The organism is Myxococcus xanthus, assembly GCF_006402735.1.
GTDB classification, from domain to species: Bacteria; Myxococcota; Myxococcia; order Myxococcales; family Myxococcaceae; genus Myxococcus; species Myxococcus xanthus_A.
Genome location: NZ_CP017174.1, coordinates 8,930,273 through 8,951,865 on the forward strand (window position 1 = coordinate 8,930,273; position 21,593 = coordinate 8,951,865).

Consider the following 21,593-nt stretch of genomic DNA (forward strand, 5'->3'; position numbering starts at 1 on the left):
CCGCCGGAGTCACGGGCTCCGGCGGTGACGCTCACTTCCCCGCGGGAACCAGCCCGTGGTCATCCGGCACGGGGCCGCTGGCGCCCGGCACCTCGGGGACGGAGGGCGCCGGCGCGGCTTCCGGCCTGGGCGCCTCGCGCGCCCGCTTCGCCTCACGCAGGGCCGCGGTGGCCGCCGCCTTCCGGCCCAGGGACTGCTCCCGCTTCGCCAACGCCTCCCAGAGCTCCGGCGCCTCCGGGTGCAGCGCCACGCCCGCGCGCAGCAGGCCCGCCGCCACCGCGGTGGACTCCGCGGTGAAGAGGCGCTTCAGGAAGTTCCGGGGCGCGAGCGCCAGTGCGCCCTGCGGCGAGGCCACGGCCTCGCGCAGATGCGGCAGCACGTCCTCCTCCGGGTTCGCCGCGAGCAACGCCTCGGACAGGGCCCAGCGCGCATCCAGGCCCCGGGGCTGCAACTCCACCGCCCGCTCCAACCAACGCCGCCGCGACGCGGGCTGCTTGCGCCAGGCGAAGCCCTCCGCGATGCGCAGCAGCTCGTCCGAGTAATCCGGATGGAACCCCGGCGACGCGGTGACGGACTTGCGCAGCGCGGCCCAGTGCGCCTCCGGGTTCTTCTCCTCGTCCAGGCGCAGACGTTGGAGCGCCGGCAACTGCGCGCGCTTCCAGCTCGCGGCCAGTCGGAGCACGTCCGCGCGCAGCGGCTCGCCGATGCGCGCCGCTTCGGGCACCTGCTTCGCGTCACAAGCGGACAGGTAATCCTCGAAGAACGCCAACGGTCCTTCGACGGTGTAGGCCTTCATCCGTTCCGCGCCGTGGACCTTCTCCAACGTGCGGGCCATGTGCGCGCCCACTCGGATGAAGAGGGCGCGCAGACGTGGGTCATGCCCGCTTCGGACGCGCTCCAGCGCCGCCCGTGCGTCCCGGCCAATCTCCTTCCGGCTCAGCATCGCCGACACCTGGGCGAAGGCGCCGGGCAGGTCCGTCTCCTCCGGCAGCACGCCCGGGCCTCGCGTGGCCCACTGGTGATAGGATAGCCCATAGCTGGCGACGCGGCTGAGCCCTTCGTGCACCACCGCGTCCACCGGGTCCGCGACATAGGCTTCGCGGCGGGTGTTGCCCTCTTCCAGCACCTGCTCCATCAAACGGATGGACAGCCGGCGCATGCGCCGCGCCTCGCCCTCCACGTTGGAGGCCAGGGCAATCACCGTGTCCTCGGCGGGGAGCAGCATCAGCAGCGTGGTCGTCTCGGGCTGTCCGCCCGCGTGCGCCACCACGTAGTGGCCGCGCAGCGGATACGTCGCGAAGCCCATGCCGTAGTCGGTGAGGCGCCCGTCGATGGTGGCCATGGACGTCTGCATGCGGCCCATCGTCTCGCGCGACACCAGGGTGTGCGACAGCACGGCGCGGCCGAAGCCCAGCATGTCCCCCACGGTGGCGCGGGTGCCACCACCGGCGAAGCGGCTGGACACGTCGAGGAAGCGCGACGGCTTCAGCGCCGCACCCTGGATGCGGTAGCCCTTGGCCTGGTGCTCATCGCGCGTGGCGGTGATGTCCAGGTCCGCGTTCGGCATGCCCGCGGGCTTGAAGATGTGCTCGCGCAGGTAGTCGCGGTAGGACTGACCCGAAGCCGTCTCCACCGCCGCGCCCAGCAGGTTGTAGCCCCACGTCGTGTACAGGTAGCGGGTGCGCGGCTCGAAGGCGAGCGGCTTGCCCGCGAAGGCGGCGATGGCCGCCTCCGTGCTCACCGCCTTCGCGTTGCGGGTGGACGCCACCCCGTCATAGGTGGGCACGCCGCTCACGTGGCCCAGCAGGTCCCGCACGGTGACGGGCCACTGCTTGGCCGGATAGCTCGGCACCAGGGTGGAGATGTCCGCGTCCAGGCTCAGCTTCCCCTGCTCCACCAACTGGAGCACCGCCACCGCCGTGAAGGACTTGGTGACGGACGCCATGCGGTACGTGGTGCGCGGCGTCGCGGGCAGCTTGCGGCCCACGTCGCGAAGGCCATAGGCACACACCCAGCGCTCCGCGCCGCGTGTCACGCCCACGGACAGGCCTGCGACAGGCCCCTGTGACAGCTCGGCGCGGACAACCGTGTCCAGCGCCGCGCGCACCTCCGTGGGAAAGGCTCGCGGTGTGACCTCGTCGTCGAGGCTGGCGGGCTCGCACGTCATCCCCAGTGCGGCCCGAGGCGCCGCCAGCGACACGGGCCCCGCGAGCCCCAGGAGCACCGCGGCCCCATACCGTACGAACGCAAGTCTCATGGCGTGGCCTCCGCGCTGGGCTCGGACACCCCGGAAGGCGCGGCTCCCGTCCCCGAGGGCGTGGGCATCACCGCCGCGACGCCCCGCGCGGGCGGCGGCGTCTCCACATAGGCGCGCAGCAGCGCGTCTGTGACCAGGTGGCCCAGCACGTCCAGCCCCGCGCCGCGCGGGTGCACCAGGTCGTCATGCATGAAGCCGGACGCGTGGAAGCGCGCGAGCGCCCCCTTTCCACCCATGGCGGCGTAGAAGTCGAAGAAGGCACACCCTTCGGCGAGCGCGATCTCCCGCTCGGCGGCGTTGACCGCCTCCAGCGAGGGACGTTGCGTCAGCGCCTGGGCCTTCGCGTCTGGCCCCTTCACCGCGTCCATGGGCCCCACCAGCAGGCACGCGCTCCCGGGCGCGGCCTCACGCGCGCGGAGCAGCAGCGCCCGCAGGTCCGCGCGCAGCTTCTCCATGTCCAGGCGCTTCCATTCGATGCGCTTGGATTCATTGCCGCCCAGGAAGAAGACGAGTAGCCGGGGCGCGCGCTCCGCGAGTTGGGACTTCAGCGTGGCGCCGTCGATGCGCCCATAGAGACTGGCATCCGAGGAAGGCACGCCCAAGGTGTCCAGGACGATGCCGGGCCGCGCGTGTTGCAACACCACGCCCTGCACCACCGCGCCCTGTCCCTCGGCCACCACCTCCAGCGTCTGCGCGTCCTCGGGCAGCTCGAAGTGGGTGGCGCGCGATACGCCGCTTCCCGTGGGCTCGGTCTTCGCCAGCACCGTGCCACCACTGGAGATGGTGAGCGCGCCCGCGTCCGGCACGTCCAGCCACCACAGCGTGCCGCGGGGCTCACCGTCCAACGTGAACCGGCTGCGCGCCCTGGCGCGGGTGGCCACGTGGTACACGCCCGTGATGCCGAAGGCATGCGGCGGCGCGCGCAGCTCGCCCAGCGTGCGCGGCTCCCAACCACTGCTGCTGGCGCTGGTGCGGCCTCGCCCGCCGTAGGGGGCCATGCGGTCCACCAGCAACACGCCACGGCCCGCGCTCCCGAACGCGGTGGACAGGTCATCCCGCAGGACGTCCACGATGCGGTCCCCGGCAATCAACGAATTGCCGAAGGCCTCGATGACCACGGGGCCCGGCTCGGTGCCCGTGGCCAGCGCATCCAGCGACGCGAAGAAGGGCGCCAGCGCCGTGCGCGCGCAGCCGTTGTCCACGGGCGCCACGCAGGGGTCTTCCACGTTCGCACCGGGCGCTTCCAGCTTCTCCGCCAGGGCCTGCACCTCCGCGGTCCTCGCGGGGCGGACGGGCATCTCCCGTCGGAACACAGGCGCGGATGTGGGCGCGGGCGGCGCTACGGGTGCCGTTCGCTCGGGAGCAGGGGGTGTGGCGGCGCGAAGCGGGGACCCGATGTCACAGGCGGTCAACAAGCCGCCGAGCAGGACCGGAAACCAGGTCCGCCGGCCGCCCCGCCCGACTTCCGAATGCGTCATGTAGGCGGCAGCGTAGACGAAAGCCCCTGGGCGCGCATGTTCCCGGCCGGCGTCTCCCCGCTTGCTGGAGGAGCGGCCCCACCACACACACTCCGCGTTCCTGGCCGCGGTGGAGTGGATGCCCGTGAGTCAACGGAAGTTGTTGGAGAAACAGCCCGGCGCAAATGCAAGGTCAAGCCCCGAACATCCTCCCTTCACTTGCGACCGAGATACCCCAAATTATCCGCTCCCTCTTATGGAGAAACGGAACAACAGGGTCGCCAACTGGACGCGCTTGCACCGACGGTTCGGCGACCACGTGCGCAAGCTTCGGACGACCCGGGAGCTCACGCAGGAAGCCCTCGCGGAACGCAGCGACCTGTCCGTGGATGCCATCCGCCGGATTGAGCGCGGTTCCTTTTCTCCCTCCCTGGACACCCTCGGAAAGCTCTCGAAGGGACTCGACGTCTCGCTGAAGACGCTCTTCCAGGGCTTCGAGCGCGAACGCTCCAACGCCGTGGCGGAGATTTGCGACTTCCTCTCCCTGCGCTCGGGCCGCGAGGTCGAGCTCGCCTGGCGCGTCATCCAGGCCATGTTCGAGGACCGCTGAGGCCCGCGCGGGCCTGTCACGCTCCCATCACCCTGTGTCGGTACACCTGGATTCGCGGCTCATGGAGAGCCGCGACGTGGCTGTCTTCCACAGGAGCAATCATGAACACGCTGACGAAGTTCCTCGCGGGCACCGCCTTCCTGTTCTCGCTCACCTTTGCCCCTGGCGCGCAGGCGCAGGAATGCTACGAGGCCTGCGGCTGCAACGTGCCCTGCAACAGGGTCTGCACGGATAACGGCCGGCCCTCCCGGTGTGGGCTCGCGGGCGCTACGTGCATCGGTGACTGCGCGAAGAACGACCCGCAGGCCTCCGCGAGCGACAAGAAGGCGTCCGACAAGGCCGCTCCCGCGTGCGGCCAGCAGCAGACGGACAAGGCCTCGGAAGAAGCCGAGAGCTGAGCCCTTCACGGGGTTTCCAGGGGGTCAGGACGCTCCCACCCGTCCTGACCTCCGCGGTCCGACATCATCCTCACAGGTCGTTTTGAGGGTGCGCCAACCCCAGTGGTAGCGTGCGGCGCCTGATGACTCCGCTGATGAATCGAGTCGCGAGCCTGCTGTGGACCCTCGCCATCATCGCGGTGCTCGGCGGTGCGGGCGTGTGGGCCTACCGGCACTCCTCACTGGAGGCCGCCACGCTGCTCCAGGAAGGCGGGCGCTACCTTCAAGCCGCGATGTCGCCGCTGCTCGCCGGGAGCGTGGCCCTGGCCTTCGGGCTGAGCTACGCCTCCGGCGTGGTGGCCCGCCGCGCGCGGCACCGCCCGGCGCCGTCGAAGCCACCGCCGGCGGGCCCCAGCCTCTCCCCGCTGGAGGTCCTCACCCCCGACACGGCCACCGCCGTCAGGACGCTGCTCGTGGACCTGGGGCAGCGGCTGCGCCGCATCGCCGCGAAGCCAGACCCGGACATCATCGGATTCAAGAACCTGTTGATGGATGGCGCCATCCGCCTGGGCGCCAGCGACATCCACATCCACCCCCTGGAGGCGGGGACGCGCATCGCCTTCCGCATGCACGGCGTGTTGGAGGAGGTCCTCTCCTTCCCACGCGAGCACCACTCGCGCCTCATCAACCGCGTAAAGGTGCTCGCGAAGCTACCGCTGTACGACCTGGACAAGCCCCAGGACGGGCACTTCCCCTGGACCACGCAGGACGGGCCCGCGGACATCCGCGTCTCCATCCTGCCCACCAACCACGGCCCCGCGGTGGCGCTGCGCATCGCCCGCACCGGCGTGCGGCTGCCCCAGCTTCCGGCGCTCGGCTTCCCCGAAGCGCTGCTCACGAAGTACCAGGAGCTGCTCGCGCTGCCGCAGGGCCTCATCCTGGTGGCGGGCGCCACTGGCAGCGGCAAGACGACGTCGCTGTATGCCTCGCTGGGCCACATCCAGCAGTCGCGCGGCGAGCTCACGCGCATCGCCACCATCGAGGACCCCATCGAGTTCGACGTCCCGCTCTTCGCGCAGACGCAGGTCAACGCCGCGCAGGGCTTCAACTTCGCGCACGGCCTGCGCGCGGTGCTGCGGCAGGACCCCAACGTCATCATGGTGGGCGAGATTCGCGACTCGGAGACGGCGCGCACCGCCATCCAGGCGGGGCTCAGCGGCCACCTGCTGCTTAGCACCATCCACGCCAACTCCGCCGCGGGCGCGTTCAACCGCCTCATCGACATGGGCGTGGAGCCCTTCCTCCTCGCCTCCGCGACGGCCGCCACCCTCTCCCAGCGCCTGGTGCGCAGCCTCTGTCCGCACTGCCGCGCGCCGCAGCCGCTGACGCCCGAGGAGGCGGTGCGGCTGGACGCGGCCGGGATTGCGCGCGGGAACTTCTTCGGCCCCGTGGGGTGCGAGCGCTGCGAGGGCAGCGGCTACCTGGGGCGCACCGCGCTCTACGAGATGCTCGTCATCTCCCAGGCCATCCGCGACGCCGTCAACGCCAAGGTGCCCAGCACCCGCATCCAGGAGATTGCCGTCCAGGAGGGCATGGTGCCCCTGCTGGCCGCGGGCGTCGAACGCGCGCGGGCGGGCGACACGTCCCTGCGTGAAGTGTTCCGCGTCGTTGGCGGCTGAGCGCTCTTCCCAAGGAAGCGACCCACGTGAACACCCCTCCCCATCCCCGCGGCACGCTCCCAGATGCGTCCTCGGAGCCCGATGCCTGGTCCCAGTCCCTGATGGGACGCACGGAGGAGCTGGCCCACCTCCAGGCGCAGACGCCTCGGGATGCCGACCCCCACGAGGCGCCCCGGGCCCAGCCCCGACTCGACGTGGCGGAGACGCCCCGCAGACGGCACGTGCCCGCCCCACCACCGCCGCCTCCGCCCAGTCCGCTGGCCGCCGTCCTCCGGCTCTGCGGCGCGGCCGCGGGCCTGCTCGCCGCCAGCATCCTCGTGCTCCCCGCGCTGAGGGACGCCGGTCAGCCGCCCCTCACGAAGGAGGAGCGGGTCACCACCCGCCCCGAGACGACGCTGGCCCCGAACTTCGACCCGCCGTCGGACGTCCAACCGGGCGAGGTCCGTGAGCAGCGCGCGTTCATGGAAGGCGCCAGCCTGCTCATGGTCGATTCCGAACCTTCCGGGGCGTCCGTGTCCGTGAATGGCCGGGCCGAAGGCACCACACCGCTGTCCGTCTCACTGGACTGCGTGACAGACGCGCCGGTTACGGTGAAGCTCACGCGCCGGGGCTACAGCCCCCTGGAACACACCCTCTCATGCCGGCAAGACACCATGACCCAGCTCTTCGGAAAGCTGCGCAAGGGGAAGAGCAGCGCGAAGCCGTGAGCATCGCGACCAACATCGTCCTGGTCGTGGATGACGACGCCGACATCCGCGAGGCCGTGCAGGACATCCTGTCCTTTGAAGGCTACGCCGTGACCCAGGCAGCCAACGGCCAGGAGGCCCTGGCGCTGCTGACCGGACCGAACGCGCTGCGGCCCTGCCTCATCCTGTTGGACTTGATGATGCCCGTCATGGACGGCGAGGAGTTCGTCGGCCGCATCCAGCAGGAGCAGCGTTTGACCGAGCTGCCCATCATCCTCGTCACGGCGAGCGGGCGCGGCCAGGTGCCCGGCGTGCGGGCCGTCCTCAAGAAGCCCTTCGACATGGACGTGCTGCTGAGCACGGTGGGCGAACACCGCCACTGACACAGCGCCCCGCTCAGGAGCGCCGCTCTCCCGTCAACATCGCGGCCACCTGCGGGTCCAACTGGAAGGACTCGAAGAAGCGGTCCGCGTCCTGGGGCGGCTTGCCCTCCGGGTGCAGCAGCAACTGCTGGTAGAGCCGGGGCCCCACCAGGAAGAAGCGTCCGCGCAGGTGGCGCGGGCCGGACACGCCCTCCACCTCCCAGCCCGGGAAACCACTCAGCACCAGCGGACGCGCGGACAGCCCGGTGGCGCCCAGTGCCTCCAGCGCCCCGTGGCTGGCCCGGGCCACCACGTCACGCGGGTCCGCCTGGGACACCGCGGCCGCGGGGAAGTCCGTGTAGGAGACGTAGTAGGCGGTATCCACCTCCGGCCGCACGGCGATGAAGGTGTGGAGTGTCACCGCGCCGACATCCGTCTCCTGCGAACGGCGCTCCTCGCTCACCGGCCCGGGAATCGCGACGGAGAAGCCCCCTTCCGTGGACTGGACGACAGGCTCGGCGGCCCGCGGGGCTTCGGGCTTCGCGGCGGCGGTCGGCGCCTGCTGGCGGGAGGCACACGCCCCCAGCCCTCCCAGGGCCAGGAGGGCGGCGAGCGGCGCGGCGCGGCGCGGGGTCTTCATAAGGGCAGGCGACTCCTGAAGGTTGGACCCCGAAGGTACGTCGGGCCTTGCGTGAACGCATCCGCCGTCTACGCGCGGACGCGTGCCATGCGACGCTTCGCGCCAACCTGGGGGCAGCCCCTCAGTGCAGGGGGTCTTGAGGGGCCGTCAGCCCCGCGTCCTCTTCGGTATGCCGCGCGGCCTCGGTGGCGATGGCCAGCCGCACGCAGAAGACGGAGCCATGGCCGGGCTGGCTCGTCACGTCGATGCTGCCCCCATGCCCCTCGACGATGCGCCGGGCCACCGACAGGCCCAGGCCCACTCCCGGGGCGCGCTGACGGGCGTTGCCGGCGCGCTGGAAGGGCGCGAAGAGCAGGCGCATCTCGTCTTCGGAGATGCCGATGCCCTGGTCCGTCACGCACAGGACAGCCGTGTCCTGTTCGCGGCGCACGGACACCTCCACGGTGCTGCCCGCTGGCGAGTACTTCAGCGCGTTGCTGACGAGGTTGTGGAGCACCTGCTCCAGCCGGGCCGGGTCCGCGCGAACCGGCACGGACACGTCCGGCAAGCTGAGACGGAGGCCATGGCCGGTGTCGCCGGAGCGGTAGAGCTCCACCACCTCGCGGGCCAGCTCACGCGCGTCCCGCACCTCCGGGCGCAGCTCCAACCTGCCGGCTTCGATGCGGGTGGCGTCGAGCAGGTCGCCCACCATCCGGTCCAGCCGCTCCACCTGCCGCCCTACCAGGGACAGGGTGCGGTCCATGCGCTCGGGCGTGAGCTGGGCGCGGCTGCGGTCCGACAGGCCTGTGGACAACTTGAGGGCGGACAGCGGATTGCGCAGTTCGTGCGCCACGCCCGCGAGGAACGCGAGCTGCTGCTCCTGCTGGTGGGCCAGGCTGTTGGCCATCTCGTTGAACGTGCGGGCCATGTCCCGTAGCTCGGTGGGCCCGGCCTCCGGGGCCCGGGTGCACTTGCTGCCCGCGCCGAAGCGGCGCATGGACTGGCTGATGTCCCGCAGCGGCTGGAGCGCCACGCGCCGCAGCAGCACGCTCACGACGAGCACCCCCAACAGCAGCAAGCCGCAGAGCACCACGCCCACGGAGTCCGCCATGTTGTTCCACCGCTCCGCTTCCGAACGGGCCTCGTGCGCGCGCTCCACGTTGATGGAGATGACCTGCTCCAGGCCATTCAACGCGGCGTCCAGCGCCGGGCCCGCCTCCCGCTCCGCGCGCACCAGGTCACGCTGGGCGGAGAAGTAGACGTCCACGTCCTCGCGGACCTCGTCGAGCCGCTCGCGCTCCGCATCCGTCGAGGCGATGCGCCGCAGCTCCCCAATCTGCCGGTACAGCGAGGCCTCCAGCTCGAACCGAGACAGCCCGCCCGGGCCACGGGGCACCCTGACGGGACCTTCCCGGACCATCCGGTCGTGCGCCAGCAGGCCCACCTCCAGCTCCTCGGACACCCGGATGCCCCCGACGGCGACACCCAAGGTCGCGGCCGAACGGTCGAGCACGCTCGTCAGGACGATGAGCAGGGTGGCGGCCGCCAACGTCACCAACGTCAGCACCCCCATGGTGGCGGCGAGCCAGGAGCGCAGGCTCATGGACCCGCCCCGGGCGGAACGAGGGCCATCTGGAACACGGGGTAGACCCGAAGAGACCTTCACGCACGCTCCTCACGGGGTTCCCAGACACGAGGGCCACCCCCATTCCTGAGAGGAGCAACACAGCCAATGCCCACGGGATTCGCGGACCGGACAGCAAGAGGGCACGCCTGACCCGTTCCCTGAAAGGGGACATCACCGGATGGCGCCAGCCGTGCTAGGGAGGGGCGATACGTGGCCGGCAAGCGCCCTGGCCGACGAGCGAGAGGTCTCCATGGACATCATCTCCCAGCCGGTACGCACCTTGAAATTCGATGGCTTCTGGCGCTGGCTCCAGGAGCACACGCACTGCATCCTGCGGTGCGGCTCCGTGGACGCCATGCTGTATGACCACGACGACTTCCACTGGGCCCTCCTGGAAGAGGAGCGCCAGCACATCGTCCAGGTCCTCAAGGGAAAGGTGCTGGTGGGCGAGCTGGTCATCCCCGGCCGCGAGGTGACGGAGGTGAACGTCGCCCCCGACCCGGACACGGGCGCCCAGGGCCACTTCCTGGTGGAGCTCATGGGCGGGCCGAAGGAAGACCCGCAGGCGCTCTACCACTTCATCATGGCGCACGGCATCGACCCGGCGCCGGGACACAAGGACCTCAAGCATTGAGGACGGTGCGCTCGATGAGCGTCACCGCGTCGTCCGTCCCATTGACGTAGGGCCTCGTGCTCCGAGCCGGTCGGGCACGAGCGAGCCCGGCAGCACGCGTCACCAGCGCCTCCACGGAGCCCGCCCGCTCATCGGGGCGCAGCCGCAGGGCCTGCCTGTCGTAGAGCCGGGGCCGCGCGAGCGCCACGAAGGGTGTTCCGGTGACGCGGGCCTCCTGCACGGTGTTGTACCCGCCCGCACCGACGAGCACGTCCACGCCGGGGAGCACCGCCAGCGCGGGCCACGTGGGCATGCGCAGGACCAGGCCCTCCTCCAGGGAAGCCCCGGCCAGTCTGCCCTGCTTCGCGCGCGGCGCGGGCGCATCCATCACATCTCCGGGCGGCACCAGCCACCGGACCACGGCCTCTGGCCCCAGCATCGCGTCCAGCCGGGCGGAGATATGCCCCGCCTCCCCTACTTCCTCGGGGGTGCCACAGCCCATCACCGCCACCAGGGCGCGCGTGTCCTCCGCGGGCACGCCCAGCCGCGCGCGGGCCTTGTCACGGGGCAGCAGCTCGCTGGCTCGCAGGAGCAGCCAGGGCGCGGTCCTCACGGCGCGAGGATGATTCGCGAAGGGCGCGGCCTCGCCCGGGACGAGCAGCAGGTCGAACGCGTCCACCGCCCGCGCCAGGCCGTACTGCTTCACGTACGTGGGATTCACGTCGCGGTGAATCAGCACCTTGCGCGCGCGCACGGAGGGCAGCAGCGGCGCCAGCTCGCCACCGAGCCCCCGGGGAAAGGTGTCCACGACGAACAGGTCAGGGCGCACGTCCGCCAGGCACTGCTCCACCACTTCGCCCACGGCCTCGCGCCCCAGTGCGGGGTTGAGCCGGAACACCTCGACACCGGTGCCCAGCACGTCCTCCAGCGGGAGCCCGCTCGCGAACGGGCTGTTGGTGAGCAGGACGACGGAGTGCCCGCGGCGAGAGGCCGCACGCGCCAGCGCGGAGGCACGGGTCAGGTGCCCCATGCCGCCTCCCAGCGCATAGACGAGCCAACGGCCAGCCATCAGCTCCCGCCCATGTCCTCCTCGAAGGAGGCGTCGTCCTCGTGGCGGAGGCTCTCGCCGTCAGCCTCGGTGAAATCGTTGGTGTCGTGGGCCCTGCCGCTCCCCGACGAGGCGGCGGCGCCGTAGTACCCGTAGTTGTCGTAGTAGTAGCTCGGGTGGTCCTCGTCCACGCCGTTCCGGTCCCCCGTGTAGTCCTCGTGTTGCCGCGCGCACGTCGCGCAGAGCATCTCCGCGCCCATGGACGTCACGTGCTGCTCACACAGCGGCATCGCGCACCGCATGCACGTCATGGCAGCGGGGTTCCCGCAGCCATGGGAGAAGAGGAATCCCACGTTCTCCTGGCAGACCAATCCACTCATGGCTGGGCCAGCTCCTGGGACGGCGGCGCCTGGAGGTGGAAGAGCAGCGCCATGCGCAGCGGCAGCTCCAGCGCCTCGAAAGCGAGACACGCGGCGGCCTCCGCCGCCAGCAGCGACTTGGTGGCGAGCAACGTGCGCCCCTGCGCATCACGCAGGGACACCTTGCCCTCGCGCACCTTCACGCGGGCCACGTCCGCGCCAGCGCCGTCCTGGATGCGAGCACCGTCGTCCTCCGGCCACACGGAGTATAGGAGCGTGCCCTTCATGTCGTTGAGGCGCCAGCCCGGCCCCTGCCGCGCGAGCGTGAACAGCACCTGCCGCTGCTCACCGTCCCGCACGGTGAGCGCCCCGCCCGCGGAGCCGACGACATATCCCAGCGCCACGTCATCCGGGCCAGAGACCTTCAGCGACGCGCCCTTCCACTTGTAACGCGCCAGCTCGCGCTCCTCGCCATCCACCAGCTTGGCGCCGTCATCCTTCGGCTTGAGGGAGAAGCGCTCGCGGTCGGCGTCGTCCTTGAACTTGAGCTTGCCCTCGAGGCCCTTCACGTCCGCGGCGGCGACGGGGGCGCCAACGGCCTCCTGAGCGCGGACGGCTTGCGGCGCCTCGGCGTCACCGGACTTGGAGCACCCGGCGGCGCCCGTGAGCGCGACCAGGGAACAACAGAGAAGGAACCGGCCCATGCCCATCATCACGAAGCCTTCGCCTGCTGACGCAGTTGTCTGGAGGAGTTGAGGACCTGGTAGAGGCTCAGCAGCATCATCACCACCGTCTTCGGCGCATCCACCGCGTTCCCCTGGACGTTGGGCCCGGCATCCCAGTCCTTCTCCACGAGGGTGCGCAGGAACATCCGGTCCTCGCCCAACTGAAGCTTGTCCACGGCGACGTCCTCCGGCAGGCGCATCGCCTGACGGGCCTCCGGCTCGAGCAGCGCCAGTCCCTGATGACGCTCCGCCTTCACGCGCAATTGGACCTGGAGCAGCGCCCAGCTGTCCTGCCGGTGCTTCGTCTTGTACTTGCCGCTGATGCTGCGCCGGGTACGCGACCGCTTCATGAGCCGCTGCACCATGGCGATGCGCAGGTGCGTGCCGTCCAGCAGCCGCGTCCGGAGGGTGAACCACGGGTCACCGAAGTTCTCCGCGTTCCAGCCGCTGGGCGTGGTGTGCTTGCCGAGCAGCTTCTCCGGGCTGTCCACGGGCGTGAAGTCGAGCTCCAGCCTCACCGGCGCGTCAGGGCCGATGTCACGACGCAGCCGATGGATGACCTGAGCGGCCAGCGTGTACCGCCGGTTCTCCAGGTCCAGGCGCCGGAAGCGAAGGTACACGACGAAGCACCCCACGGTCCCCGCGAGCAGCACGAGGCCCAACCACAGGGTGAGCCGCAGCGCGAGTGCGTCCTCGAGCCCCTCATGCAGCGTCATCCGGTAGATGAAGACGACGACGGTGGCGGCCAGACACACCCAGGCCGACTGCCGCCAGTTCCGCCGCGACTGCTCCACATCCATGTCCAGGAGGCGCAGCCGCTCGAGGTCGTCCCGCAGCTCCCGGATGGGTCCGCTGCACCTGTAGACGCGTTCCTTGCGGAAGCGGTCGATGTTGAATGCCACGGCGAGTCGCGCCCCCTCGGCGGAACGAAAGAAGGGGAAGCGTAAGGGGCCGTGCCGTAGGGGTCAAACCCTCCTGTTTGCCGGCCCGGCCGAGCCGCGATAGCAACGCGAGTGTGTCTCCCCCTCCCGGCACCGGCATCGTCTACGCGTCGTTCGACCGCTTCCCTTCGCCCAAGGGCGCCGCGGTGCACATCCGGGCCTTCGTGGAGTCACTGGGCGCGGCCTTTGGCCGAGTCGACCTGGTCGCGCTCCGGGACAACTCCGCCGCGCCCACCGGGCCGCTCGCGCTGGCGGAGGGCGTGACGTACCACCCGCTGGAATCACGCGGGAAGGACCTGATGGCCCAGGCCCTGTCGTTCCGCTCGCACCTGGCGGCATGGTGGCGCGACAGGCCGCGAGCCTCCGTCGTGCACGTGCGCTCCATCTTCGAAGGCTACCCCGTCGCCTGCCGGAAGGAAGCGCTGACGGACGCGCTCGTCTTCGAGGTGAACGGCCTGCCCTCCATCGAGCTGAAGTATCACTACCCGGACGTGGCGGATGACGCGGAGCTCTTGCGCAAGCTGGTGGCGCAGGAGGACGTCTGTCTCTCGCGCGCGGACCTGGTGGTGACCCCGAGCGAGGTGACGGCGGAGTACCTCGTGACGACACGAGGCGTGGATGCCTCCCGGGTGCGGGTGATTCCGAACGGCGCCGACCTGGAGGTGTTCCGGTACGCGCCGCCGCGCCCGATGGAGCCCGGGCGCCCCGTGCGACTGCTGTACAGCGGGACGATGACGTCCTGGCAGGGTGTGCACCATGCCATCGAGGCCTGCCGGTTGCTGCGGCGGGACATGCCCACGGTGCTGACGCTGGTGGGCCCGCTGCGCCGGCACACGCGACGGGCGCTGATGGACCGGTGCGGTGACCTGCTGCTGGAGGGCGCCGTGGAGTTGCTGGAGCCCCTGCCCCAGGCGGAGCTGGCGGCGCTGCACCATGCCTGCGACGTGGTGCTGGTGCCCCTGCCCTTCAACGACCGCAACTGTGTGCAGGGCTGCTGCCCACTGAAGCTGCTGGAGGCCATGGCCACCGGGACGCCCGTGGTGGCCAGCAACCTCCCCGTGGTGAGCACCCTGGCCGCGCCGGACGAGGTGATGCTGATACGGCCGGGCTCGGCGAAGGCGATTGCTGAAGCGGTGAGGGTCCTGCGGGAGGACCCCACCCTGGGCCGCGCGATGAGCGCGAAGGCACGGGCGCGAGTGGAGCGCGACTTCCCATGGAGCCGCGCGGGCGAAGCCCTGGTGAGCGCCTACGAAGAGCGGCTCGGGATGGCGCGGGCCAGCACGCGACGGAGCACCTCTGCCTCCGCGTGCGCCTGAAAGCGCTCCTCGATGCGCTGACGGGCGGCGGCGCCCATCGCGGCGCGCTGTTCGAGCGGCAGGGAGAGCACGTCCAGGCACGCCTGCCCCAGGTGATTGAGCAGGGCCTTGGAGACGAGGAAGCCGTTGCGTCCGGCGTCCACGGCCTCGGGGATGCCGCCAGCGTCGCTGGCGATGACGGGCCGGGCGCAGGCCATGGCCTCCAGCAAGGCGTTGGGCATGCCCTCCCATAGCGACGGCTGGAGGTAGACGTCACACAGGCGCAGGTGCGCGGCGATGGCCTGCGGTGTGTCCAGCGGTCCGGAGATGAGGATGCGCGCGGCGTCCTCGGGATGCTCGGCGCGGAAGGCGACCAGGTGCTCGGCGTCGCGCGGCCGCACCTCGCCGATGACGAGCAGGCACGCGGGCCGGACGCGGCGCACCTCGGTGAGGGCGGAGAGCAGGAAGGGCAGGCCCTTCTTGTGCCGGAGCTCACCGGAGAAGCCGAGCACGGCTTCGTCGGGCGCGATGCCCAACCGCTCTCGGAGCGCCGGGTCCGCGGGACCGGGGGAGAAGATGCCGGTGTCGACGGCGTTGGGGATGACCTCCACGGTTTCGTCCCGTCCCAGGAGCATGCACATCTTCCGGCCCAGGTCCGCGGAGGCCGCGGTGAGGACGCGGGCACGCTGCAGCGTCCACAGCAGACGCGCGAAGTCGCCCGGGGGGAACATGAGCTGGTCCACGTCGTTGCCCCGGGCGCTGACGGTGGAGGCAATGCCCACGGACTCGGCGAAGGCGACGGCGAGGAACCCGGGCGGAGACAGGTAGTGACCCCACACCAGGTCATAGCGTTGCTTCGCGTGCAGGTAGCCGAGCACGTCGAGCGTGTGCTGCATGGACAGGTCCGTGCTGCCGAACAGCCCCAGCCGGTGGAGCGTCACACCCCGCGCGAAGGGTGAGACGTCCCCGGCGTCCTCCACCGTCTGGAGCGCGCCTGGCGCCGCCGTGCGCGTCCAGGCCAGCACGTCCACCCGGGCGCCCAGCTTCACCAGCGAGCCCGCGGTGCGCGCGCCACTGCGGGCCAGGCCGCCGATGTCGGGAGGAAAGCGTTCAGCGATGAGGAGGACGCGCGGGCTGGCGGACATGGCCGAGCAACGCTACCTCCATCACGCGCCATCGCCACCCGCAACCTGGGCCTGGAGCCGGCCCAACAGGCGCGCGGCTGTCTTGCGTGAGGCGCCCAGGAGCACGGCCACCGCCCCCCTGGGGGTGTCCCCTCACTGCCCGAAGCCCCCTAGCGCCGTACGGCTGAAGCTCGCGGCACCCTGACTCACCCGCGCGGCGGACTGGCTGAACACCTGGAACGCCGCGCGAATCTCCTGTGCGCTTTGTCCCGGCGTGAGAATCCACTTGTCGTCGATGCCCATCTCGCGGAACACGCGCCGGAAGTCCGTGCTCCCGTCGTTGATGCCCATCGCCGCGACGATGTGATTCTCCGCGCGCTTCAGGTCATTCACCAGCGCCGCCACGTCCTTTGCCTTCGCCGACGTCGAGTGCTGGTCCGAGCCATCCGTAATCAACAGCGTCACTGTCCGCACCGGCACGCCGTTGGCGCTGAACTCCTGCGCCTTCGCCAGCACCGTGCCCAGCAGCACCACCGACTGGTCGTACAGCGGCGTGCCATGGTCCGCCCGGTAGTTCCTGGCATGCATCCGCACCACGTCCTCCACCGGCCGGTACGGGTTCAGCACGAACCCGTTGAGGTAGCGCGTGTGGAAGAGGACGCCGTCCTTCTGCTTGCTCGCCAGCAGCGCGTCCAGCACCAGGTTGTGCCCGTCACACACCGTCTTCGAATGCCCGGAGTAGTCGATGCTCCCCGAGTCATCCGGCATCACCGTCACCAGCACCACCTCGCTGGACTGCACGTCCTCCACGCAGACGCCGAGCCCCGCCTGAATCTGCGCGCCCAGGTCCACCACCGTCAGTGCCTGCAGCCCCGCCGGGCTCAGCACACCCTCCGCGTGTGCGTCATCGAAGAGCTTCCGGATGCCACTGCCATTCGCCTTGCTGCTCATGTCCCGTGCTCCTTCTCCCTCTCTCGAGGGCAGGGCTCCGCCTGTCCCGCGCGTGCGAGCGCAGGCGAAGCGATTGCGGTGTGTCGTCACGCCTCGCGCCGCGAGGCTCAGGCGATGCGCAGGTCCGGCCAGCTCGCCAGCGGGTCCGTGGACTTCACCAAGTGCATCCCCGCGTCCGCGAAGCGCTTCAGCGACGCCTCCGCCTGTGGGGTGAAGTCCGCCGCGAAGCCGCCCTTGCCGTCCGGCACCGTCACCGACGACATGCAGTCCGTCAGCAGGTACACCTTGCGAGCCAGCGCCGCGTCCTGCGCGACAATCTCCCCGAGCAGGTCGTCGATGGAGCTCTTCACGCAGTGGCTCGCCGCCTGCCCTGCGATCACCACCGCGTCCGCGGTGAGCAGCGTCTTGAGGAACTGGGTATTGCGCTGCGCCAAGGGCTGACCGTCATGCCGCCCCAGCACCTCCGGGCGCAGCACCGAGTAATTCTCCGTCAGCGGATTGCCGCCCTTCACCTCCGCCCACGACTGCATGCCACGCGCGAAGGAGTGGAACAGCCGCGCCTCCTGCACCACACCCGCCAGCGCGTGTCCGTCGCTTCCCAGCAGGCAGTGCGGCGGCCACAGGTACAGCGTGTACTTGCCCGCCCGCTCCAACTCCTCGCAGTAGTACTTCACCTGCTTGAGCAGCCAGGGGTAGTTGCCACCGCACAGCCACTTCGCCATCGCGGGGTTGGGCCGCGCCTGCCCACGCTCAATCTGCTCGCGCGTCACCTCGCGGTAAGGCGTCAGCGGCTGGTCGTCCTGGTCCACCCAGAAGGACGGGAAGAAAATCTGGTACGCGAAGTGGGTATCGAGCGTCGCCGTCACGTTCGTCAGCGAGCCCAGGTTGCGGTAGATGAACTCCGCGATGCGACGGCTGTCATCCACCGCGCCGCGCCCGCTGCGGCCCGCCACGAAGAGCGAGCCCTCCGGGAAGCAGAAGTCCTTCTGCACGTCGATGAGCAACAGGTGCAGGTTGAACGCGTCCGTCGCCGACATGGAGACGTCATTCGCCGCGCGCCAGCGCTGGGCCTCCACCTGGAGCTTCCCCGCGTCAGGGCTGTATCCGAACTGCCCGGCATGGGCCGCGTCGTAGAACCTCGGAAGCGGAAGCGCCTTCACTTGCGTCTTCATCGTCCTACCTCCTGTGAGGCGTGGAGGCACCCGCTCCACGCGGTTGTGAGAAGTCCCTTCAGTTCATTCGCAGCACGGTGATGTCCTGCCGCCCCACCACCGCCAGCCCCTGCCGCACGAGGAAGAGCGAGCAACCCGCGTCCACGAAGGGCTCGGCATCCGGGAACTCGCGCGCCGCCTCCAGGCGGCCCTGCCGAAGCTCCACACGGGTGAGCCCCGCATCGGTGGCGCAGAACAGCGCGTCGCCCGCCGCGCACCGTCCACGCGGCGCGTTGCCCAGCCACGAGCCGTCACCGGCCTCCGCCACCGCGCTCGCACGCACGGCCCCGTCAGCGCCCACCACCACGCAGTGATGCAGCGTGCGCCCACCGGCTTCCTCCACCAGGAACAGCCACGCGGAGGACCCATCGAAGACACAGTCCACGTCCACGAGCTTTCCCATGGGCCAGGGGAGCGACAGTCCATCCTTCAAGCCCAGGCGTTCCGCATCGAAGACGAAGGCGCCGCGCAGGCCACCCGCGCGATGGAAGCCCAACCCGAAGCGTGGCCCCACGAAGAGCCGCGTCTGTCCTTCGAGCACCGCGCCCACGTGCTCCGGCCCATACGCACCGTCCCGCCACAGCCCGCCGCCCACGGCCCAGTACCGGTGCCGCGCGTTGGTGGCGAAAGCGGACTGGCCCTCCGGCGCATCCACGCCCATGCGGTCCGGAGGCCGGCCGGGCGCCAGCACCGCCACCTCACCGCCCCGGCCCACCAGCGTCACGTCCCCTTGCAATGCCCAGCGCAGCGACGGGTCCAGCGCCCCGCGCAACACGACGCGTCCGTCCTCGCGCCGGTACGCGCCATCCGCGTGGTAGAGCCAGCGAAGGACGCCCGCCTCGTTGCTCGCGTGCACCAGCACGCCTCGCGTGGAGAACAACCGCGTCGCCGTCACCTGGCCTCGGACCGACGACACCGGCGTGGCGGCCGCGGTGGCGTGAGGCTGGCACGTCGGGCAGGCCGCTCGCGCATGCTCCACGCCGCACGACGCGCAGGAGGTGAAGCGCAGTCCTTCCAGCAGCGGATGCGGAAAGGCCCCGCGAAGGTCCTCCACGAAGACGCGGTGCAGGTGGTGCAGCACGTCGTCCGGCAAGGTCGCCAATGGCAGCGCGGGCTTCGGATACTGCACTTCTGGATGGAACACGGTGATGCGCTGGAGCACCCGGCCCGCGGAGGTCGTCCGCGCGGCCGCGCTCTTGGGCTTGTAGACGCCTCCGTGCGGCCCCACGCACAGCAGCGACTGCATCACCGCGACGGCATAGGCATACCAATCACTCTCAATGGACGCTGGCCGGCTGGGAACCAGCCCTTGCGTTCCCGTGCTCCCGAGCCGCAGCGGGTCGAGGAAACGCTCCGTGAACACCGGACAGAGGAACCCTCCGAACTGGAAGCTGTCCGCGTCGATGAGGTACGCCTCCGACACCCCCGCCACGAGCACGTTGAGGTCGTTGAAGTCCCCCACCACCACGCCCGACGCGTGCACCGCGTCGAGCGTCCGATGCAGCTCGCGCAGCATGTCCACCACCCGCCCCGACGCCGCGCCTGCCCTGCGGAACGACGGCTCTCCGAAGCGCCGCAAGGGCTCCACGCCGTCCAGCTTGCGCATGGCGTAGCCCAGGACCTCGCGCGCCTTCTTGTCCGTCGCCAAGGCCTGGGGCACCACCACGCGGCCGGGAAGTCCTGCCGGGAAGACGCGCAGCTTGCGCTGGTGCTCGTCCAACCGGACGCGCGCCGCGGCCTGCTCCGCGGGCAGGCCCGTGTAGTCGGGGTGCTCGGGTGGCTTGAACACCTTGAGGGCGCGGCCATCTCCCAGGTCGAATACGTCCGCCTCGCCGCCCTTGCCCAGCGCTCGGGCGGGGTTCAGCCGCACCTTCTTGCCTTCGAGCCAGACGTCCATGGCCTCACGCCCTCCCCATGCGGCGGCGCAGCACCACCAGCGTGGTGTCATCCGGCAGCAGGCCCGGAGTTCGCGACAGTTGCTGGGAGGCGAAGTCCGCGCGCACGGCTTCTCGGTTGAGCAAGGCCAACCGGCGGCGCAGGGCATCCGGGTTGGCGAAGTACCGGTCCTCCGTCCAGAGCCGCGACAGCGGCCCGACGAGTTCGTCCCGCGCTGGCATGCGTGTGGTGGCCAGCCGCTCCAGGTCCGCTACACCGTCGGTGCCCAGCAGCAGCGCGTGGACGTCCTCCGTGGGCACCAGGGCCCGCGGGGTCAGCGCGACGTCCTCTCCGTGCATCAACGCATAGGCGAGATACGGCGGCGCGTTCCCCGGAAATGGCCCGAGTGGATGCACCTCGCCATTGAGCGCCCACACGCCGTCTCCCGCGGAGAAGACGAGCGTCAGCGAGGGCGTCACCACCGCGCCCACCACGGTGAAGAGGAAGTCCCCCATCACCTCCCGCCCCAGGTCCGCCCGGAGCTCACTGAGCAGACACAACACGTCCTCACGAAGTCCTGGCAGGAAGGTGGGCTCATCCACGCGCTCACCGTCCGCGAGCCGCACCAGCGCGGCCCGCGCCAATCTGCGCGCGCCCAGCTGTGCGCCCAGCTCACTGCAGGGCTGGCTGCCACAGCCGTCCGTCACCACGGCCACCAGGCCATGCTCACTGGCGCGGATGCACAGCGCATCCTGGTTGTTGCGACCCGCTCGGGCGTGCTCCCGGCCCAGCACCGAGGCAGCGGCGATGTCGAAGGGCAGTGCGGACATGGCTCTCCCGTGGCCTTGAAAGGGCACGTGCGGCGAGACAGGCGGCGATACGGCGGCACACTTCGACCCGTGGACACCCCACGGGCAGCGGCCCCTCACGAACCTGGGTTGAGCCCATGTTCGTGTCTCAGTGACACCAACATAGTGTCCAAATGACACGATGTCAATGTCACGAGGTCCCGGGGCGTCCCTGGAGCCCGCAATGGGTCAGAGCTCGAAGTTGAAGCCCGCCTTCTCCAGCTGCTTGTACTTCTTGTGGTCGAACCGGTAGAGGCGCGCGGCCCGGTGGGAGACGTCCTGCTCCACCTCGTCCAGTTCCTCGAGCAGATCCATGGCGAGGATCTTCTTGCGGAAGTTCCGCTTGTCGAGCTCCCGCTCCAGGATGACCTCGTACAGCCGCTGGAGCTGCGTCAGCGTGAACTTGGGAGGCAGCAGCTCGAAGCCGATGGGCTGATAGCGGACCTTGCCCTTGAGCCGCTGCAGCGCCGTGCCGAGCACGTCCGCGTGGTCGAAGGCCAGCTTCGGCGTATCCCAGACGGAGAACCACGCCGCGTCCCGCGCGTCCGTCGCCGCATGCGGCACGTGGTCACTGAGCTTCACCAGCGCGAAGTACGCCACCGTGACGACGCGCCCGCGTGGATCTCTCCCCGGCGTGCCGAACGTGTAGAGCTGCTCCAGGTGGTTCGGCCGGATGCCCGCCTCCTCATCCAGCTCCCGGCGCGCGGCGTCGTCGAGCGACTCCTCCATCCGCACGAAGCCGCCCGGCAACGCCCACCGCCCCGCGAAGGGTTCCACCCCGCGGCGGATGAGCAGCACCTTCAGGTCCTCGTCATCCAGACCGAAGACGACACAGTCCACCGTCAGCGCCGGCCTCGGGTACTCATAGGTGTAGCTCACGAGTCCCGGCATAGTGTCCGGAACACACCCGGGTCAAGTCGTGGACGGAG

General features: G+C 70.4%; 22 protein-coding genes. 7 read left to right on the forward strand and 15 right to left on the reverse strand.

Translation table 11 applies throughout. From position 1 onward, the window contains the following. Positions 1 to 31 precede the first annotated feature (31 nt). Both BHS09_RS36895 and BHS09_RS36900 read right to left on the reverse strand, forming a co-directional pair. Positions 32 to 2,257: a serine hydrolase domain-containing protein gene (locus tag BHS09_RS36895; protein WP_140800409.1), complete on the reverse strand. Its 2,226-nt coding sequence runs from the start codon at positions 2,255 to 2,257 to the stop codon at positions 32 to 34. Continuing rightward, positions 2,254 to 3,735, reverse strand: coding sequence for a GDSL-type esterase/lipase family protein (locus BHS09_RS36900; RefSeq protein ID WP_140796024.1), 1,482 nt, complete (start codon positions 3,733 to 3,735; stop codon positions 2,254 to 2,256). Before BHS09_RS36900 ends, BHS09_RS36895 begins: the two co-directional genes overlap by 4 nt. Positions 3,736 to 4,033: 298 nt before the next feature. Here BHS09_RS36900 and BHS09_RS36905 point away from each other — a divergent pair, with 298 nt between their 5' ends. The 5 genes from BHS09_RS36905 to BHS09_RS36925 all read left to right on the forward strand — a co-directional run bounded on the left by BHS09_RS36905 (position 4,034) and on the right by BHS09_RS36925 (position 7,449). Next, positions 4,034 to 4,324, forward strand: coding sequence for a helix-turn-helix domain-containing protein (locus tag BHS09_RS36905; protein ID WP_328285490.1), 291 nt, complete (start codon positions 4,034 to 4,036; stop codon positions 4,322 to 4,324). Positions 4,325 to 4,425: 101 nt separating this feature from the next. After that, entirely contained in the window at positions 4,426 to 4,722 is a 297-nt protein-coding gene (locus BHS09_RS36910) for a hypothetical protein (RefSeq protein ID WP_140796026.1), read from the forward strand. Positions 4,723 to 4,856: 134 nt separating this feature from the next. Next, positions 4,857 to 6,380, forward strand: a complete 1,524-nt coding sequence (locus BHS09_RS36915) for a GspE/PulE family protein (RefSeq protein WP_237077830.1) — start codon at positions 4,857 to 4,859, stop codon at positions 6,378 to 6,380. Positions 6,381 to 6,406: 26 nt separating this feature from the next. Next, positions 6,407 to 7,087, forward strand: coding sequence for a PEGA domain-containing protein (locus tag BHS09_RS36920; RefSeq protein ID WP_140796028.1), 681 nt, complete (start codon positions 6,407 to 6,409; stop codon positions 7,085 to 7,087). Then, positions 7,084 to 7,449 carry a response regulator gene (locus tag BHS09_RS36925; RefSeq protein ID WP_140800410.1) on the forward strand — a complete coding sequence of 122 codons (366 nt, stop codon included), beginning with the start codon at positions 7,084 to 7,086 and terminating at the stop codon, positions 7,447 to 7,449. Before BHS09_RS36920 ends, BHS09_RS36925 begins: the two co-directional genes overlap by 4 nt. Positions 7,450 to 7,462: 13 nt before the next feature. Here BHS09_RS36925 and BHS09_RS36930 read toward each other — a convergent pair whose 3' ends face one another. Both BHS09_RS36930 and BHS09_RS36935 read right to left on the reverse strand, forming a co-directional pair. Continuing rightward, on the reverse strand, positions 7,463 to 8,068 hold the full coding sequence (locus BHS09_RS36930; RefSeq protein ID WP_140796030.1) for a hypothetical protein: 606 nt from the start codon (positions 8,066 to 8,068) through the stop codon (positions 7,463 to 7,465). Between the two features lie 121 nt (positions 8,069 to 8,189). After that, positions 8,190 to 9,650 carry a HAMP domain-containing sensor histidine kinase gene (locus BHS09_RS36935; protein ID WP_140800411.1) on the reverse strand — a complete coding sequence of 487 codons (1,461 nt, stop codon included), beginning with the start codon at positions 9,648 to 9,650 and terminating at the stop codon, positions 8,190 to 8,192. 274 nt (positions 9,651 to 9,924) lie between these two features. Here BHS09_RS36935 and BHS09_RS36940 point away from each other — a divergent pair, with 274 nt between their 5' ends. Beyond that, positions 9,925 to 10,308 (forward strand): serine/threonine protein kinase, encoded by a 384-nt coding sequence (locus BHS09_RS36940; protein ID WP_163783216.1) that lies wholly within the window; start codon positions 9,925 to 9,927, stop codon positions 10,306 to 10,308. Here BHS09_RS36940 and BHS09_RS36945 read toward each other — a convergent pair. From BHS09_RS36945 to BHS09_RS36960, 4 genes are read right to left on the reverse strand one after another with little or no spacing between them, the layout of a single operon-like run. After that, positions 10,298 to 11,356, reverse strand: a complete 1,059-nt coding sequence (locus tag BHS09_RS36945) for a hypothetical protein (protein ID WP_140796033.1) — start codon at positions 11,354 to 11,356, stop codon at positions 10,298 to 10,300. The two genes, BHS09_RS36940 and BHS09_RS36945, sit on opposite strands and share 11 nt — an antisense overlap. Continuing rightward, positions 11,356 to 11,715 carry a hypothetical protein gene (locus BHS09_RS36950; protein ID WP_140796034.1) on the reverse strand — a complete coding sequence of 120 codons (360 nt, stop codon included), beginning with the start codon at positions 11,713 to 11,715 and terminating at the stop codon, positions 11,356 to 11,358. The genes BHS09_RS36945 and BHS09_RS36950 overlap by 1 nt, the downstream gene beginning before the upstream one ends. Continuing rightward, positions 11,712 to 12,410, reverse strand: a complete 699-nt coding sequence (locus BHS09_RS36955; protein WP_140800412.1) for a hypothetical protein — start codon at positions 12,408 to 12,410, stop codon at positions 11,712 to 11,714. Before BHS09_RS36955 ends, BHS09_RS36950 begins: the two co-directional genes overlap by 4 nt. Continuing rightward, positions 12,407 to 13,321, reverse strand: a complete 915-nt coding sequence (locus tag BHS09_RS36960; protein WP_237077832.1) for a hypothetical protein — start codon at positions 13,319 to 13,321, stop codon at positions 12,407 to 12,409. Before BHS09_RS36960 ends, BHS09_RS36955 begins: the two co-directional genes overlap by 4 nt. A 113-nt stretch (positions 13,322 to 13,434) precedes the next feature. Here BHS09_RS36960 and BHS09_RS36965 point away from each other — a divergent pair, with 113 nt between their 5' ends. After that, on the forward strand, positions 13,435 to 14,676 hold the full coding sequence (locus tag BHS09_RS36965) for a glycosyltransferase family 4 protein (protein WP_140800413.1): 1,242 nt from the start codon (positions 13,435 to 13,437) through the stop codon (positions 14,674 to 14,676). Here BHS09_RS36965 and BHS09_RS36970 read toward each other — a convergent pair. From BHS09_RS36970 to BHS09_RS37000, 7 genes are all read right to left on the reverse strand, one after another. After that, the gene (locus tag BHS09_RS36970) at positions 14,607 to 15,800 is read right to left on the reverse strand and encodes a glycosyltransferase (RefSeq protein WP_140800414.1); all 1,194 of its coding nucleotides are present in this window, start codon (positions 15,798 to 15,800) and stop codon (positions 14,607 to 14,609) included. The two genes, BHS09_RS36965 and BHS09_RS36970, sit on opposite strands and share 70 nt — an antisense overlap. A gap of 21 nt (positions 15,801 to 15,821) precedes the next feature. After that, complete coding sequence (locus BHS09_RS40405) at positions 15,822 to 15,911, reverse strand: hypothetical protein (RefSeq protein WP_140800415.1); 90 nt, start codon at positions 15,909 to 15,911, stop codon at positions 15,822 to 15,824. A gap of 21 nt (positions 15,912 to 15,932) precedes the next feature. After that, positions 15,933 to 16,730 (reverse strand): hypothetical protein, encoded by a 798-nt coding sequence (locus BHS09_RS36980; RefSeq protein WP_171410186.1) that lies wholly within the window; start codon positions 16,728 to 16,730, stop codon positions 15,933 to 15,935. Between the two features lie 107 nt (positions 16,731 to 16,837). Beyond that, complete coding sequence (locus BHS09_RS36985; protein ID WP_140796040.1) at positions 16,838 to 17,902, reverse strand: cysteine hydrolase family protein; 1,065 nt, start codon at positions 17,900 to 17,902, stop codon at positions 16,838 to 16,840. Between the two features lie 58 nt (positions 17,903 to 17,960). Beyond that, positions 17,961 to 19,838: a hypothetical protein gene (locus BHS09_RS36990; protein ID WP_174260621.1), complete on the reverse strand. Its 1,878-nt coding sequence runs from the start codon at positions 19,836 to 19,838 to the stop codon at positions 17,961 to 17,963. Positions 19,839 to 19,842: 4 nt separating this feature from the next. Beyond that, positions 19,843 to 20,646 (reverse strand): protein phosphatase 2C domain-containing protein, encoded by an 804-nt coding sequence (locus BHS09_RS36995; RefSeq protein WP_140800417.1) that lies wholly within the window; start codon positions 20,644 to 20,646, stop codon positions 19,843 to 19,845. Positions 20,647 to 20,853: 207 nt separating this feature from the next. Next, complete coding sequence (locus BHS09_RS37000; RefSeq protein ID WP_335929638.1) at positions 20,854 to 21,555, reverse strand: NUDIX hydrolase; 702 nt, start codon at positions 21,553 to 21,555, stop codon at positions 20,854 to 20,856. Positions 21,556 to 21,593 lie beyond the last annotated feature (38 nt).

Coding starts and splice junctions, on each gene's coding strand:
- BHS09_RS36895 (WP_140800409.1), bottom strand. CDS start 2,257: ATGAGACTTGCGTTCGTACGGTATGGGGCCGCGGTGCTCCTGGGGCTC.
- BHS09_RS36900 (WP_140796024.1), bottom strand. CDS start 3,735: ATGACGCATTCGGAAGTCGGGCGGGGCGGCCGGCGGACCTGGTTTCCG.
- BHS09_RS36910 (WP_140796026.1), top strand. CDS start 4,426: ATGAACACGCTGACGAAGTTCCTCGCGGGCACCGCCTTCCTGTTCTCG.
- BHS09_RS36915 (WP_237077830.1), top strand. CDS start 4,857: ATGAATCGAGTCGCGAGCCTGCTGTGGACCCTCGCCATCATCGCGGTG.
- BHS09_RS36930 (WP_140796030.1), bottom strand. CDS start 8,068: ATGAAGACCCCGCGCCGCGCCGCGCCGCTCGCCGCCCTCCTGGCCCTG.
- BHS09_RS36935 (WP_140800411.1), bottom strand. CDS start 9,650: ATGAGCCTGCGCTCCTGGCTCGCCGCCACCATGGGGGTGCTGACGTTG.
- BHS09_RS36940 (WP_163783216.1), top strand. CDS start 9,925: ATGGACATCATCTCCCAGCCGGTACGCACCTTGAAATTCGATGGCTTC.
- BHS09_RS36945 (WP_140796033.1), bottom strand. CDS start 11,356: ATGGCTGGCCGTTGGCTCGTCTATGCGCTGGGAGGCGGCATGGGGCAC.
- BHS09_RS36950 (WP_140796034.1), bottom strand. CDS start 11,715: ATGAGTGGATTGGTCTGCCAGGAGAACGTGGGATTCCTCTTCTCCCAT.
- BHS09_RS36970 (WP_140800414.1), bottom strand. CDS start 15,800: ATGTCCGCCAGCCCGCGCGTCCTCCTCATCGCTGAACGCTTTCCTCCC.
- BHS09_RS36980 (WP_171410186.1), bottom strand. CDS start 16,730: ATGAGCAGCAAGGCGAATGGCAGTGGCATCCGGAAGCTCTTCGATGAC.
- BHS09_RS36985 (WP_140796040.1), bottom strand. CDS start 17,902: ATGAAGACGCAAGTGAAGGCGCTTCCGCTTCCGAGGTTCTACGACGCG.
- BHS09_RS36990 (WP_174260621.1), bottom strand. CDS start 19,838: ATGGACGTCTGGCTCGAAGGCAAGAAGGTGCGGCTGAACCCCGCCCGA.
- BHS09_RS36995 (WP_140800417.1), bottom strand. CDS start 20,646: ATGTCCGCACTGCCCTTCGACATCGCCGCTGCCTCGGTGCTGGGCCGG.
- BHS09_RS37000 (WP_335929638.1), bottom strand. CDS start 21,555: ATGCCGGGACTCGTGAGCTACACCTATGAGTACCCGAGGCCGGCGCTG.